Consider the following 14,259-nt stretch of genomic DNA (forward strand, 5'->3'; position numbering starts at 1 on the left):
GCCCGTGATCATCCCGCTCAGCTCCCTGAAGTTCGTTCTCCGCGTATATCCAAAGCTGGCAAGCGGCGCAGGTCAATCATGCCGGGCGGCTATGAAGTAGATGACTCCTCCTATGGCGACGATGGCAATCAGTGCAACGATCACGAGCCAAGCGGAGCTGCTGGTCACAGTGGCTGCCCCTTCCGCCCCCGGAACCGGATCCCGGCCCCTCCGCCGTTCTCAGGGATGAATTCAAGACCGGCGCCCTCCAGGGCGCGCTCAAGATCGGCCAGCGTGCGATCGTAGGGGGTTCGCTTCCCGGCTTCAAAGTCGGCCAGCGTCTTCTTGGAGACGTTCGACACCTTTGCGAGGTGGTCCTGAGTCCACTCCAAAAGAGCGCGGCCAGCTCGGCACTGGTCCCGTGTAATTGCCATTTTTGAGCAACCTTACGCTTTTGGAGTTGACTAGTCTGAAGTGAAGTTATACCAAAAGAGCAAGGTTGCTTCAAGCGAGCTTTGCTATGTCCCACCGCTCCGTCTCCTGGACCCGCCTCTCCCGCTCGCTGCACGACAGCAAGCCCAAGATCCCCGCCGGCCTGCTGTCCGCCCGCGCCTTCATCCAGTTCGGCGCCAGCAAGCGCCCCCTCGTCGTCGCCGGCCAGTACGACCGTGCCGCCATCATGGCCGCTGCCTGCCGCGCCGCGCCCGGCATCATGGAGCGCTGCGGCGTCTCCCGCCGCGTGGCGATGTCCTCCGCTCTCAAGGCCGCTTGGCAGGTCGCCAAAGCCGCCCACCGCGCCGCTGCGCACTGATCCCCTGATCCCGCAGGCCTGATCCGGTACGAACTCATGTGCGAGGGCAGCCTGCGGCATGCGCCTGGAATGCGTGCCGAGATCGCCAAGGCTTGGGGCGGCTGACCGCCCCGACCTCCTCCGTAGCCGTGCGTACCGCCCCGGCCGGATCAGCCGGGCCATCCCCAATCAAGACCTGAGACACTCCCATGGGCGACGTGCTCACCTTCACCCAGCGTCCGAAGCCGGTCGCCCCTCCGACCCCGGTGCCGCTCGCCGGTTTCGCGCTGCGGGCCAGCCTAGAGGAAGCGGCGCAAACCGCCCTCGACGCGGCGGATCGGATCATCGCCGTGCTCGACCTTATGGACGGCGATGCTGACCACGAGGACGGCGGGGACGACGAGCCCTCTCTGGCTGCTCCTGAGAACCAAGGATCACAGGTTACTTGGTTACGCGGAACAGATCAGGACCGTGAGGGTGAGGCGGCCGAGACCGTGGTGCCGGAAGTGGCGACCGAGCTATCGCCGGCGGCTGAGATCCTCCCTTGGCGGGGCACGGGCAACGTCGTCGCGGCGGCCGGCTCCTTCCTCGTCGACCTGCTGGAGCGCGCCTGATGCAGGGTCCGATGCGGGTGGGGAACAGTAGTTGGCTTGACGCCTGGTAGCGGGTGACCGGTGATGCGCTGGTGGCGGCCTTTCAAGGTGCCTTCGACTATGCCTCAGAGTACACAAATCACGCCGCTGTCGGTCTGCCGAACAGGCGAGTTATCAAACTGACAAAATCCCCCGTTTGCCATCGGAGCGTTTCAGCAGACAACCTGCAGGGTGAGGACCAATTATCAAGCCGTATGGAGTGCTGGCTCGTATATTGCAGCAGCCAAGTGGGCTTATCCGTCGACACAGGTAATGTGTTGGATCTTCAGGGGTGATCGATGGCTATCCAGTCGTATTCAGCTTCTGATACGCCGGCCCTCAATACGCCTGCCGCCCTTGACAATACTTACCGCCGGATCACCTTGCGGCTGCTGCCGTTCCTGATGGGCCTCTGGGTTCTGTCTTGGATCGACCGGGTAAATATCGGCTTCGCCAAGCTTCAGATGCTGGCCGACCTCAAATTCAGTGAGACCGTCTACGGCATCGGAGCTGGGATTTTCTTTATCGGCTACTTCATTTGCGAGGTGCCGAGTAATCTGTTGTTGGAGTACATCGGCGCCCGGAAGACCATCGCGCGGATCACCTTCCTGTGGGGGATCTGCTGCGTGGCAATGATGTTCGTCACCACGCCCGCTTTCTTCTATGTGCTCCGTTTTTTCCTTGGGGTCTTCGAGGCTGGGTTCTACCCTGGCGTCATCCTGTTCCTGACCTATTGGTACCCGACCGAGCGGCGTGCCAAGGTGTTCGGCTTGTTCATGTCGGCCTCGGCGCTGGCCGGCGTCATCGGCGGCCCGCTCGCCGGCGGCATCCTCAATGGCATGAACGGCGTCAACGGCTGGGCGGGCTGGCAGTGGGTGTTTCTGCTAGAGGGCATCCCCTCGATCCTCGCGGGCGTTGTCACGCTGCTCTACCTGACCGACCGGCCGTCCAAGGCCAACTGGCTGACGCCCGAACAGCGGTCGCTGGTCGAGGCCGACCTAGCCCGCGATGCGGCCGCCCAGGGCTCGCGCGAGCACCGCATCCTTGCCTCGCTGAAGGACGTCCGCGTCTGGCAATGCATCGCGATCTTCTTCTGCATCGTCACGGCAAACTCGGCGCTGACTTTCTTCGGACCGAGCGTGGTGCGCGACGCCGGCTTCACTGATCCGCTCACCGTCGGCTGGATCATGTCGGCGGCCTACCTTTGCGGCGGTGCTGGGATGATCCTCAACGGGCGCGACTCGGACCGCTCGGGCGAGGCACGCCTGCATTGCGGCGTGGCGGCGTTCGTTGGCGCCGCTGCGATTGCGCTGACCGGCCTTCTCATATCCAGCAGCCCTATCCTGGCGATGATCGCGCTCGCGGTGGGGATCGTCGGCACAATGAGCGCGATCCCGGTCTTCTGGCAGATCCCGGGGCGCTTTCTGACCGGTTCGGCCGCGGCGGCCGGCATCGCGCTCATCAACTCGGTAGCCAACCTCGCGGGCTTCGGCGCCCCAACGGTGATGGGCTACCTGCGCGAGCACACCGGCTCGGTCTCGATCGGCCTATGGATCGTCGCGGCCGTCGAGGCACTCACCCTCGCGCTGATCCTCGCCTTCGTCCCGTCCGCGCCCCCGGAACAGGAGCGGCGCGCGACGGCCCGAGCCGCGCACGAGCCGGCGTAGTCTTACCGACACCAGGAGCCAACCTTGGATCATCCCTCAAACCGATCCGAACTGACACGGCGCAGCCTCGTAGGTGTCGGCCTCGGCACCGCGGCGGTGGCTTCCGCAAGCGCGGTGATGGCTCAGGGCATACCCACGAGCCCTCCGGCCAAACCTGGCGCGCTAACCACCGCCCCGACTTCGCAGACCGGCCTCTCGCCGCGGTTGACCCTGCATGCCATCGACAATTTCCATGGCACGCCCGCCGCCGGCATGGTCTGCGACCTCGCGATGCTCGACGGCGAGGGCTACAAGCTACTCAAAACCATCACCACTACGGCGACCGGGCGCCCTGCCGACCCGGTGCTCGTCAACGACGCTTTCAAGGCTGGCCACTACGAGCTGGTGATGCATTTCGAGGAATATTTTTCGAAGCTCGGTGTGAAGCTACCCAGCCCGAACTTCCTGAGCCTCGTGCCGATCCGCTTCCAGATCCTTGACACCGGCCAGCGTTACCATCTCCCGGTCCTGCTCACACCCTGGGGCTATTCGTATTATCGCGGCAGCTGAGATCAATACAGCCGATCCCCGGAACGGATAGACCCCATCTCTCGCTCAGGACACGGAAGATCATGGCCGGCATCTCGACCCACGTCCTCGACACCGACCGCGGCCGTCCCGCCGGCGGGGTGCGCATCGACTTCTCGATGATGGAGGACGGCAAGTGGCGCTTCGTGAAGAGCGTCGTCACCAACGCTGATGGGCGCACCGACAAGCCCATCCTGCCCGGCGACGAGGCCAAGGTCGGCCAGTACGAGCTGGTGTTCCACGTCACTGACTACCTGAAGGCTCGGTCTGGCACGGCCGAGGCCGACATCTTCATCGACGACCCCGTGGTGCGCTTCGCGATCTTCGACGCCAAGCAGCATTACCACGTGCCGATGCTGTGTGCGCCGGGCAGCTTCACCACCTACCGCGGCAGCTGAGGCCCCGTGCCCGACATTGCCGCCGTCAACGGCCTGGAGAGGGACGCCTTCGTCGCCCTGCTCGGTGGGGTGTTCGAACACGCCGCCTGGGTGGCGGAGGTGGCTTGGCTGAGCCGCCCATTTGCCGACGTCTCGGACCTGCACGCGGCGATGATGGATGCGGTACGCGCCGCCCAGCCAGATCGGCGTCTGGCTTTCTTCAATGGTCATCCGGAACTCGCCGGTCCGGAGGCGCGGGCGAAGAGAATGACCGCCGAGTCCGTGAGTGAGCAGGGTGCCGCCGGGCTCGACCGGATGCAGCAAGAGGACGCGAACACCTTCGACCAGTTGAACTTGGCCTATCGGCGGAAATTCGGCTTTCCGTTCATCGTTGCCGTGCGTGGCCGGGACCGAAGCGAGATCCTCGCGCTGTTTGAGGCGCGCCTCTTGCGCCCGCGGGACGACGAGGCGTCTGCAGCCCTTGATGAAATCGCCGCGATCACGCGGATGCGGCTCGATCGGCTGGTGAGCACGGCAAGTAGCTGATCCGCGCGGCAGTCTGTCATCGAGCGCACTCCACACCCCTAGGTCGAGCACTGGTATTCCCGGACGGCACAGATGCTGTTCGTAGAGATCGGTACTGGCACATACGATGTGCTTACAAAAGTGGCTTCCATCTTTGCGGGGCAAACACTCATGGAAATGATGCTCCGTAAGTTGGCTTCAAATAGAGGGCCCGTTCGCGTAGTACCGGCATAACTATGGGTGTGAATGCTCCAAGGCATTCGCCGGCATGTCGGATCGCGCGATTGGGGCGATCCGGTCTAGCTCGGACCCAATCTCGGCCATTAGCACCTCGCTCTCAAAGCGTGTTTGCAGATTGAGCCAGAACTGGTGGGTCGTGCCAAAATAGCGGGCGAGCCTGAGGGCTGTGTCTGTGCTGATGCCGATCTCCTCGCGCGCGATGCGTTCGATACGCGACCGCGGAAGATCGAGCGCCTTCGCTACGGCACCAGCCGACAGGCTTAGCGGCTCCATGAATGACTCGCGCAGGATTTCCCCCGGATGGAGAGGCGGTAGAACCTCAAACTCCGTGGCGCCATCATGCAGCCGGCGCAAATCCGCGACGTTCGCGACGTCATCAGCGGTCCGAGTGAAATCGGTCATCTGTAGGCATCCCATACTTCAGAGCGGCACGAGCAAGTGAAGTACCAGCAGTGATGGGTCGGGGCGGCGGACCGCCCCTCAATGGTAATCGGTGAACTCAACTCGGTCGGGTCCAGGCGGCGTCCATACGAAGCATAAGCGAAACTGCTTGTTGACAGCGATGGCATGTTGTCCTGCCCGGTCTTTCAAGAGCGCATGCAGCCCGTTTCCCGGTGGCATCGCCAAGTCACTGAGTTGAACGGCTGCATCCAACTCGCCGAGCTTGGCCCGGACCCTTCGGAATAGGTCCGGCGGGAAGCCTTTCGGGCATCGACCTCGGTACACATCCTCGGTCAGCCTATCGTGGAAACCCTGGATCATCGCACGCCCTTGTTGCAGTCATTGATACATGTATCAGTTGATGCAACGTGAATGTCAAGCGGCTTGTACCACTCGTTGACGCATGCGATGGGGGGATGTTCCGTTCGGCTAGGCGGTGTCGTTGACTCGGCAGTCCCGCCCGGCCGACATGGACCGTTCCGGCCGGTCCCGCCTCGGCGAGTCGCGGCCGCCATTCAGGAGACCATCGCCGCGAGATAGACCCTGACAAGCCAACAGCCCCTTCCCGGCAAGGAAGAGGCTGCTGAAAACCTGGGGCCTTGTGGGCCGGATGTGACAGTCCCCCACAAGCCATGAACTCCCCTCGGGAGTCAAGACGGAACCCGTTTCCGTCAACGGGAAGGCTTTGCCTGGACCCTAGCCGCGGCCCGTAAGGGACCGGGATCGATGTTTCACGCCACCATGCGGTCGGCGATCGAGGGCGCGCGGACACTCGCGCAGCTCGACAGCCTGTCGCGCACCATCTGGCAGGCTCACGCCGCAGAGACCGTCACCGACTCAGAAGCGCAGGGCTTGGCTGAGACCCTGCACACCCGCAGGAGTGCGATCCGCGAGGCCGTGGCGCCCGTCGGCATCCCACTTGGCCGTGTGACGCTGTTCCCGCCGAAGCGCCTCCAGCGGGCTCCTGAGCGATCCGTGGCGATCGAGCGTCGCCGTCGGCTGGCCTGCTCCGGCCCGATGCCGCCAGCCATCGCCAGCAGGTTCACCACTGGGCAGCTCGCGGTCCTGCGCATCGTCGGGGACGAGATGGCCCGGCACGGCGCCTGCGGGCTGTGCATCGATGCCATCGCCGCCCGGGCCGGTGTGTGCCGGCGACTCGCTCAGGCCGCGATCCGTCTGGCCGAGGGCGACGGGCTGCTGACCATCCAGGAGCGCCGTCACCAGGGTCGGAAGAACGAGACGAACGTGGTGCGGATCATCAGCCGGGAGTGGCTGCAGTGGCTTCGGAGGGGAGGACGTTCCGCAGCGCCGGGGCTGCTGGGCAGCATAGGGTGCAAAAGGACTCACCCCACGGATACGGGAGATCCACAAGGGCAGATTGTGGATGCTGGACCGAAGAAAGAAAGCTGCCGAGGGCCAGCAGGCGACCCTCGCCGAAGCGATCCTGTGAGAATTCTCGCGGGTGGTAGGACGGGCCGAGCTATGCGGTGAGGGTCTGCAGGTGTTCGGCAGAGCGGACAGGAAAGATGGGTCGAAGACGAAACGGTTCTCGCGGCTGACCCGTTGAGGGCGACATGGCCAGCATCGCAATCCTGATCGACACACCTCACGGTGCACGGCTCCTTGCCGCATCCTCGGCGCGCGAGGCTGCGCTGAAGGCTGAGTCCGTCATTGCGACCGTCGCACCGACATTTTTGCCAGTGCCGATCTCGGTCGAGTGCACCAGCCCCGACATGGCCGATCGCCTGATGAACTATCTGGCTGACGTGCAGATGGAACGCCTGTTGGCCGAGGTCGCTTGAGGCTGCTCGGGACAGGCGTCAAACCGGGCGAGGTCTGTTAGAGAAGCAGCCGCGCGAGGGTCGGTGCGGCGGGGAAAAGGAACCGCAGGCGCCGACTCATGGCCGTTGCGGCTTCAGCCAGATCCTGGCTGGCCTCTGTGGAAAATACAGACAGGCTTGATGGAACCTGACGACCAAATCACAGATGAGCAGATCCGCGCCCGAGCCCACGATATCTGGGACCGACATCATCGACCTGAAGGCTATGATCTACAGTTCTGGCTCTTGGCCAAGCGTGAACTGGAAGCGGTGCGCAAGGCGCTGCCGGATAAGTCCAAGTCTTCGACGAAAGAAAGCGTTCCAGATCTAATTTAATTTATGTTAGATGCCTGTGGTGCTGATTTTAGCAGATTCTGCACTGTATATATCGCTTTACCAAATCCTGCTTTGGCCTGTTTTAGCCGATAATTAATAGGAGAATGCGCCTTATTAGCCGGATCGAAATAGCGCGCCAGAGCGGACCTATGAAAGTTGGATGCCAAGGTTGCCGAAACGGTAAACCTCTACCGTTCACGTTCACAATGGCTTTTCACCCCATCGTGGACGTAAACCGAGGTACGGTTTGGGGCTACGAAGCTTTAGTCAGAGGTACGGAAGGCCAAGGTGCCGGTCAGATCCTTGGCATGGTCGATGAGGGTAACCGTTACAAGTTCGATCAAGCTTGCCGCGTGAAGGCCATCGAGCTTGCCGGCCAGCTATTTCAGGATGCCGAGACCCGTCTGTCCATCAACTTCATGCCCAACGCCGTCTATGAGCCATCCGCATGCATCCGGGCGACGCTGGAGGCGGCGCGTCGGGTCGGCTTCGCACATCAGCAGATCATGTTCGAGTTCACCGAGAACGAGCGCATGACGGACGTGTCTCACGTCCAGCGGATCATCGCCGAGTACCGCAAACAGGGTTTCGTGACCGCCTTGGACGATTTTGGTGCGGGCTACGCTGGCCTGAACCTGCTGGCGAGCTTCCAGCCCGACATCATCAAACTCGACATGGAGATGATCCGAGGGATCGCGACCTCACCGGCACGGCAGACCATCGTCACCGGTGTAATCATGATGGCGCGCCAGCTTGACGTGGCGGTGATCGCCGAAGGTGTCGAGACGGAAGCCGAACTGACGGCTCTGCGCGCAGCCGGGATCCAGCTGTTCCAGGGCTACCTCTTCGCAAAGCCTGCAGTGGCGAGTCTGCCCGCGGTCCAGTTCCCCACGTGCTCCACTCTATCGACGCAAGCACTTGCTCAGTCCGATGCTGCCTGACTGCGACTGAGGCGCCTATGTCGACACAGCTTCGACAGCCGCCCCCGGCATCTTGAGCCCATGCCCAGGCAGCGCGGCCAGACCTACGATCCGCAGGAGGAGCAAGTAGCCTGCATCAGCTTCGCGCTCCTACACATTTCGCCGTAGGGCCGTTCACTGCAACATCTCAAGCGACGCTTCGTTGTCGAGCATAGCGCTAAGGCGCAGCCTGACACGTGCGGGAATGTTCGATGCCTCCTTCCCGCCCAGACCACACGCGATCAGACCCCGCGAAGGAGGGAAACTCCCTCGCTTGGACCTTAGCTCTCACGACCGCCCTTCTCGGCATCGTAGCCCTCCCGCGGCGCACAGCACGCCCGGCGTCCGTCGGCAACAAGGCATCGGATGAGGAAGCTGGAGCAGCACGCCAGACCTCGCCCACTCACACCGGCAGCGCCGCTCACGAGGTAGCCCGCACACAGGCCGATCGTGGACGCCGAGCTACGCGCCCGACCGAGATCCCGGCCAAGGGCTGGAAGGACATCGCGCTGCGAACATACCGTGACGTCGGTGAGAACCGCATCATGCTGGTGTCAGCCGGTGTCACCTTCTTCGCGCTGCTCGCGATCTTCCCAGCAGTTGCCGCCCTGGTCTCCGTCTACGGCCTCGTGGCCGACGCCTCGACCATCAACGATCAACTCGCCAGTCTTCAAGGCATCCTGCCGTCAGGCGCCTTAGAGATCATCGGCGAGCAGGTAAAACAGTTGAACGAGAAGGGCGACACCACACTTGGGTTCAGCCTCTTCTTCGGCATCGTGCTGTCCGTTTGGAGCGCGAACGGCGGGATGAAGCACATCTTCGACGCGCTGAACCTTGTCTACAACGAGCGGGAGAAGCGTAACTTCATCGTGCTCAACCTCGTGTCGCTCGGCTTCACGGCGGGCGCGCTTCTATTCCTGATTATCGCCCTTGGAGCGGTGGTCGTTCTGCCGATCGTCTTTGACTTCATCGGTGTCGGCGGGACCGCATGGTGGCTCTCGCTCCTGCGCTGGCCCTTGTTACTGTTCGCTGTGCTGGGTGGCTTGGCTCTACTCTACCGCTATGGCCCAAGCCGAGATGCGCCGCAGTGGCGGTGGGTCACCGGAGGAAGCGCTGTAGCGGGCGCGCTCTGGCTCGGGGGGTCGCTACTGTTCTCGTGGTACGTCACTCACTTCGGTAGCTACAACAAGACCTATGGCTCGCTCGGAGCAGCGATTGGGTTCATGACGTGGATCTGGATTTCTACGACGATCGTGCTCCTGGGCGCCCAGATGAACGCCGAAACGGAGCACCAGACCGCCGAAGATACGACGGTGGGCGAGGTTCAGCCTCTCGGTACGCGGGGAGCAAAGATGGCCGATAGCGTCGGTGCAGCTGCGGAATGATGGCCTAGCGTCCTGCCTCCGCATGAGGTGCGGCGGGAAGCAGATCCGGATCATGGCTGCTACCGTAGTCGCCTACGAGAGCGCGAACCTCGTCATAGCAAGGAAGTGAATGGGTCTCAGGCGGTGGCTCTCAGACGTAGGGGCCGCCGAAAAGGTCACCCAGTGCCTTCCGCCGGAACAACGTCCGCCAGCGTCGCCGCTGATGCTCGGGCCGGTCGCGGATCATGTGGCAGCGCTGGCAGAAGGCCGCGATGTTCCCATCCGCGTTGTTCGAGGTGTCGTGGTCCCGGTGAGCAGCGGCCAGAACGACCTTGGTTCGGTGGGCGCGGCCGAGAATGTCGGCGTCCGACTTGATCCGGATCCGCCTGCCCCAGCCGTCGCGCCACCGGCCGGCATCCGCGTCCCACCAGCGCCCGTCTCCGAGATGATAGACCATCCGCCCGTGCGGCCGCCCGCAGCCCTCGCAGCAGCCTTTCGCCCGCCCGAACCGGATCACGGCCGAGAGCTGCGCCCAGTCGATCGGGTAGAAGAAGCGGTGCTCGGGCCGGATCGGCATGGTGGCCGGACTGTGCCACCCGTCGTGAAGAAAGCGTAGCCGTGGAACGCTGCTACCGATCACATATGGACCTATCCGACCTTCAATTCTGGGCCTTTCTCGCAGCGGCCATCCCGGTCCTGTTCCTGCCGGTTGTCATCGTCTGGTGGAAAGGGCACCCCATCGTCCCGATAGCCCTCCTCAGCCTCGCGTTCTGGCCTGGCGCGCTGATCCTGGCTCTCCGGCTGCGTCGCAAGCGCGATTTGTGATCGCAGCCATGACGAGCGTCTGAACGATAGCTACCGGGCTAACGTTCAGATCCGGACTGGTCGAACCGATCCGTCTGGAGGAAACGCCATGATGAAGACCTTAGCCCTTGCGGCTGCGCTGACGCTCGCCGTCACAGGGGCGGCTCTCGCTCAGATGCCGGCCGGCGGTGGCAGTGGCAGTGCTCAAAGCAACATGAACAACCCTGGAAGCGTGAAAAGCCCGTCAGAGAAGCGGATGGGTGGCCAGCGCGGCATGATGAGCATGCGGCACATGAAGCGCCATCGGCGTCACCTCATGCGTCGGTCCCGCATGTGACCTGAACCGCTCAGCCATTTCGATGGCGCGGCCTTCGCACAGGATCTTTTAACCGCCCCGCGCCACCATACCCTCAGCGATCGGCCTCGGCCGCGCGCCGGAAGAGCAGCACCGGGGCTAGGCTTGCGATGGGCCTTGGTGCGGCCTCGCCGGCGCAGTCGCGGCAGCTCGGCCAGCATCACAGTTCTGCTGCGATCAGCGCGCCACTTGGGCGCAATGACGGGGCGGCCCGTCGTGTTGTGCCGCCGGGAGTACCCGCATGCGCAACACCCTGTTGGCCCTGCTAGCCGTCATCGCCGTCATGGCCGCCCACGCAGCCTACAAGCTGGTACGCCTGCCCTTCCGCCTCGTGCGTGGCCTGTTCCGGCACAAGGGCCCACGGGCGCAGCTAATCGCGCGCTAACCCGCCACCGGCATGATGCTATCGAGCCGCGTCGCGTAACGGTCAGGCTCACCGCTGGTGAGATCGGACGACCTCCCCCGCCAGCCCGTGATCAGATCGGGCGGCGCGGCCGAGCCGCCTTCAGGCAACCGCCTGTGGGTGGAGCGAAGGCGTGCCGGTGTATGTATCTAATTTCAGCGGACCACCGAGCGTGAAAAAAGCGTAGCGGTAAGACGCGGAGGAAGGGCGCACGCTCTTGCTCAGCGCATCAAGCGAAGCACCTGCTTCAGAGGAGCCACAGCTGGCTCATGCGGCGTCGCACAGCGGGTCTGGTTCCGACCACCGGCTTTAGCCTCGTACAGAGCTTCATCCGCCAAGCGGTAGAGGTCCGTCATCGCTGCGCCCGTCGCGCTTGTCGGCAGGGCGGTCGCAAGCCCTATGCTCACCGTGACCGCACCTGCGCCAATATCAGCTGCGCCGATCGCTAGTGTCGACACTTCGGCATGGACCTTCTCTGCGATGCGACGCGCACCTACCTCGTCCGTGTCTGAGAGGAGCAGTGCGAACTCCTCGCCACCGATCCGGCTGACATGATCCTGTGGCCGGTGCACGCTCGCCGACAGACAGCGTGCCAAGCCCCGCAGCACCTCATCCCCAACCTGATGGCCATAGCGATCGTTGAAGAGCTTGAAGTGGTCTGCATCGACGATCAGCAGGGAGAGTGGCTTACCCAAACGCTTCGCGCCGACCGCCGCCCGGGTGAAGGCGTCCTCGAACGCACGGCGGTTCGGCAGGCCCGTCAAAACGTCCGTCAGCGACAGCTTGGCGAGTTCGGCCTGCATCGCCGATCGGCGGCGCAGTTCACGCTCGAACAGCAGCGACAGCGCGACGGTCAGACCACATAGCAGCAGCACGATGACGCTGATCACCAGAGCCTTCTGACGCCACTCGGCCTCGATCTCTCTCGCGGCAAGGGCCACGTTGAGGACCATCGGCAGATCTCCCACCTGCATGAAGGTGTAGAACCGCTCCACGCCGTCGCGCACTGACGGACCGACAAACCTGCCACTGCGGCTGCCCACGAACCGCGCGAAGTTCGGACCACCCGCTATATTCACGCCGATATCTGCCTCGGCGTAGGGGTGGCGGATCACCCGCGTACCATCATGCAGGTACAGGTTGATCGCTCCATCTCGCCCGAGGCCAATCCGGTCGAACAGGCGCGTGAAGAAGGACAGCTTCAGGGTGCCTAGGACTACGCCTCCGAACGTGCCGTCGGGCTTGTCGATGCGCCGGCTGAGCACGAGGATGCGGGTGCCCGTCAGGTGGGAGACCAGCGGTTCACTGATGTAGAGGCCGAGATCTGACCGGGCCTTGTGCGCTTGAAAGTAGGCACGGTCAGCGTTGTTCACCTTGCGCGCGGACAGGGTACTCGCGTCGATGATGCTGTCGCCGTTCTCGTCGAGGACGAGCATGACGCCCAGGTCCCGGGCCGTAGCAGCGCGATCGAACAGGACGAGCTGGCGAAGTGCGGGGCTGAGCTGATCGAGTCCGGGGGTTTTGAGGTTATCGACCACGGCGCGCAGCGAGAGATCGTACATCTCGATGTTGCGAGCGATGTCGCGTTCAAGGACCTGAAGGAGGTTCTTAGAGGTTTGCTCGGCCTTGTCCCAAGCATCCTGCCGCAAATCGAGCAGCATGACGCCGGACACCATGACCATGCCGAGGGGCGCCAGGACACCGAGCGCGATCCAGGTGCGGGCAGAGCGGAGCGGGCGCGTCAGTCGCTGCAGCGAAGGCATCGTGCACCTCGCGATTACGCCCACCAACGCAACGGTGGCATACTGAGTCTTAATCGATCCCTTCACGCTCGCGGAGACCGCCATCGACGCCGGCAACATGCACGCGCTCGTTGAGGCCATGCGGACCGAGCGGGATGCGTGGCGCTGAGGCTTCGCAGGCGGCAACAGAGCTATCAGTACGAAGTATCAGACGCTGATTTCGACCCAACTGCCGGAATGCCCGAAATTCGAGCAACGAGTCGCCTTGCCAGAAGTTAACGAATGGTTAAGCTTCTGCGTAGTTCGAATACGGGAGGCGTGCCATGAAACCAATCTATCGGCAGCCGGCTGACCCGGTCGTCGAGTATCGATCGCCACTGATGATTGTCCATCCTCTACAAGGGGATGTGACGCTTCAGGAGCAGATGCGGCGCTTGCACAATGCTCGTGCGATCCGACGGGCTGCTCAGCACCAGCGTCGCGCCTCGGTAATTTGAGGGAGGGTTCGAGATGATCCGTATCCGGCCGACAATCGATGGCACTTGGACCGTTTACCGCGGCGCTAAAGCAATCGTCGCGGGCCTGACCCGGCTTCAGGCCGAGCAGTACCTTGAGCGGCGCGATGGGACGTCGTGACGGCCGCCTGCACGCCGCTTCCGTGTCTTTAACGAGCTGCCGCAGAGCGCCCTCAAGGCCCCTGAGGCTTACCTGCGCTGCAGTCATCCGCTGTCTCATGGTTGCGGCGCTCCTTGTCGCTCTCCTAGCGTTCACAGACGCGATGACGCGAGATCAGAGCGCAGAGGTCGTCACGAGCTTGCCCGGCGGCCCGACGGCGCCGGTCGTCCACGTTGCAGGAGCGCTGGAGTAATCGATCGGAGGCCTCTCATGCGCACCCACGTGCTGGCTCTCGCCGTGGCCGCGGTAGCCACGAGTATGATCGGATCCGTCGCGTGCCAATCCGCGCAAGCTGCGTCCGACATAACGATCGCCGCGATCGCGGCTGGCCGCCTCTACGTGGTCGGCACCACAGAGCGGCCGCACACGCCTGTCTCGTTGGATGGTCGCTTCACTACCCAGTCCGACGAGACGGGCAAGTTCCAGTACGAGCTGGTCTACCACCCCGCCCGCTGCATCATCGCCGCAGAGATTGAGGGCAGGACCCACGAGGCTGTCGTCAGCAACTGCGGTCAACAAGGACCGGTTGGCCCTCCCGGGATCGCAGCGCGAGCGCCTGTAGCATCGCCGATGCAAACGGGAA

Annotated in this window: 18 protein-coding genes and 1 pseudogene; 14 read left to right on the forward strand and 5 right to left on the reverse strand. The window is 63.4% G+C overall.

Features of this window, described 5'->3' with window-relative positions:
* Window positions 1–164: 164 nt before the first annotated feature.
* Window positions 165–413, reverse strand: coding sequence for a helix-turn-helix transcriptional regulator (locus OXS49_RS29385; RefSeq protein WP_267428182.1), 249 nt, complete (start codon window positions 411–413; stop codon window positions 165–167).
* Window positions 414–499: 86 nt separating this feature from the next.
* Between OXS49_RS29385 and OXS49_RS29390 the strand changes: the two genes are divergently transcribed.
* The 6 genes from OXS49_RS29390 to uraD all read left to right on the forward strand — a co-directional run bounded on the left by OXS49_RS29390 (window position 500) and on the right by uraD (window position 4,558).
* Window positions 500–790: a hypothetical protein gene (locus OXS49_RS29390; RefSeq protein WP_267428183.1), complete on the forward strand. Its 291-nt coding sequence runs from the start codon at window positions 500–502 to the stop codon at window positions 788–790.
* 188 nt (window positions 791–978) lie between these two features.
* A complete protein-coding gene (locus tag OXS49_RS29395; RefSeq protein WP_267428184.1) occupies window positions 979–1,383 on the forward strand; it encodes a hypothetical protein in 405 nt (134 codons plus the stop codon).
* A gap of 317 nt (window positions 1,384–1,700) precedes the next feature.
* Entirely contained in the window at window positions 1,701–3,068 is a 1,368-nt protein-coding gene (locus OXS49_RS29400; protein WP_267428185.1) for an MFS transporter, read from the forward strand.
* A gap of 24 nt (window positions 3,069–3,092) precedes the next feature.
* Window positions 3,093–3,617 (forward strand): hydroxyisourate hydrolase, encoded by a 525-nt coding sequence (uraH, locus tag OXS49_RS29405; protein ID WP_267428186.1) that lies wholly within the window; start codon window positions 3,093–3,095, stop codon window positions 3,615–3,617.
* Window positions 3,618–3,679: 62 nt separating this feature from the next.
* Window positions 3,680–4,033 (forward strand): hydroxyisourate hydrolase, encoded by a 354-nt coding sequence (uraH, locus tag OXS49_RS29410; protein ID WP_267428187.1) that lies wholly within the window; start codon window positions 3,680–3,682, stop codon window positions 4,031–4,033.
* Window positions 4,034–4,039: 6 nt separating this feature from the next.
* On the forward strand, window positions 4,040–4,558 hold the full coding sequence (gene uraD / locus OXS49_RS29415; RefSeq protein ID WP_267428188.1) for a 2-oxo-4-hydroxy-4-carboxy-5-ureidoimidazoline decarboxylase: 519 nt from the start codon (window positions 4,040–4,042) through the stop codon (window positions 4,556–4,558).
* Between the two features lie 213 nt (window positions 4,559–4,771).
* Here the strand turns inward: uraD and OXS49_RS29420 are convergent, their stop codons facing one another.
* Both OXS49_RS29420 and OXS49_RS29425 read right to left on the reverse strand, forming a co-directional pair.
* Complete coding sequence (locus OXS49_RS29420; RefSeq protein WP_346016978.1) at window positions 4,772–5,179, reverse strand: HigA family addiction module antitoxin; 408 nt, start codon at window positions 5,177–5,179, stop codon at window positions 4,772–4,774.
* A gap of 78 nt (window positions 5,180–5,257) precedes the next feature.
* Window positions 5,258–5,539: a type II toxin-antitoxin system RelE/ParE family toxin gene (locus OXS49_RS29425; protein ID WP_267428189.1), complete on the reverse strand. Its 282-nt coding sequence runs from the start codon at window positions 5,537–5,539 to the stop codon at window positions 5,258–5,260.
* Window positions 5,540–5,944: 405 nt separating this feature from the next.
* On the opposite strand from OXS49_RS29425, the gene OXS49_RS29430 reads away from it, so the two are divergent.
* The 5 genes from OXS49_RS29430 to OXS49_RS29450 all read left to right on the forward strand — a co-directional run bounded on the left by OXS49_RS29430 (window position 5,945) and on the right by OXS49_RS29450 (window position 9,718).
* Entirely contained in the window at window positions 5,945–6,709 is a 765-nt protein-coding gene (locus OXS49_RS29430; RefSeq protein ID WP_267428190.1) for a hypothetical protein, read from the forward strand.
* Between the two features lie 83 nt (window positions 6,710–6,792).
* The gene (locus OXS49_RS29435) at window positions 6,793–7,020 is read left to right on the forward strand and encodes a hypothetical protein (protein WP_267428191.1); all 228 of its coding nucleotides are present in this window, start codon (window positions 6,793–6,795) and stop codon (window positions 7,018–7,020) included.
* 159 nt (window positions 7,021–7,179) lie between these two features.
* Window positions 7,180–7,374, forward strand: coding sequence for a DUF2934 domain-containing protein (locus tag OXS49_RS29440; protein WP_267428192.1), 195 nt, complete (start codon window positions 7,180–7,182; stop codon window positions 7,372–7,374).
* A 149-nt stretch (window positions 7,375–7,523) separates the two neighbouring features.
* Window positions 7,524–8,315, forward strand: coding sequence for an EAL domain-containing protein (locus OXS49_RS29445; protein ID WP_267428193.1), 792 nt, complete (start codon window positions 7,524–7,526; stop codon window positions 8,313–8,315).
* A gap of 230 nt (window positions 8,316–8,545) precedes the next feature.
* Window positions 8,546–9,718 carry a YihY/virulence factor BrkB family protein gene (locus OXS49_RS29450; protein WP_267428194.1) on the forward strand — a complete coding sequence of 391 codons (1,173 nt, stop codon included), beginning with the start codon at window positions 8,546–8,548 and terminating at the stop codon, window positions 9,716–9,718.
* 130 nt (window positions 9,719–9,848) lie between these two features.
* Here OXS49_RS29450 and OXS49_RS29455 read toward each other — a convergent pair whose 3' ends face one another.
* A complete protein-coding gene (locus OXS49_RS29455; protein WP_267428195.1) occupies window positions 9,849–10,274 on the reverse strand; it encodes a hypothetical protein in 426 nt (141 codons plus the stop codon).
* Between the two features lie 65 nt (window positions 10,275–10,339).
* Between OXS49_RS29455 and OXS49_RS29460 the strand changes: the two genes are divergently transcribed.
* The gene (locus OXS49_RS29460; RefSeq protein ID WP_267428196.1) at window positions 10,340–10,522 is read left to right on the forward strand and encodes a hypothetical protein; all 183 of its coding nucleotides are present in this window, start codon (window positions 10,340–10,342) and stop codon (window positions 10,520–10,522) included.
* 575 nt (window positions 10,523–11,097) lie between these two features.
* Window positions 11,098–11,241, forward strand: coding sequence for a hypothetical protein (locus OXS49_RS29465; RefSeq protein ID WP_267428197.1), 144 nt, complete (start codon window positions 11,098–11,100; stop codon window positions 11,239–11,241).
* Window positions 11,242–11,480: 239 nt separating this feature from the next.
* Here OXS49_RS29465 and OXS49_RS29470 read toward each other — a convergent pair whose 3' ends face one another.
* Window positions 11,481–13,022: a sensor domain-containing diguanylate cyclase gene (locus tag OXS49_RS29470; RefSeq protein WP_267428198.1), complete on the reverse strand. Its 1,542-nt coding sequence runs from the start codon at window positions 13,020–13,022 to the stop codon at window positions 11,481–11,483.
* 864 nt (window positions 13,023–13,886) lie between these two features.
* Between OXS49_RS29470 and OXS49_RS29475 the strand changes: the two are divergent.
* Window positions 13,887–14,259 (forward strand): annotated as a pseudogene (locus OXS49_RS29475) (hypothetical protein); the annotation flags it as partial.

The sequence above is a fragment of the Methylobacterium sp. GC_Met_2 genome (assembly GCF_026540795.1).
GTDB lineage: Bacteria > Pseudomonadota > Alphaproteobacteria > Rhizobiales > Beijerinckiaceae > Methylobacterium.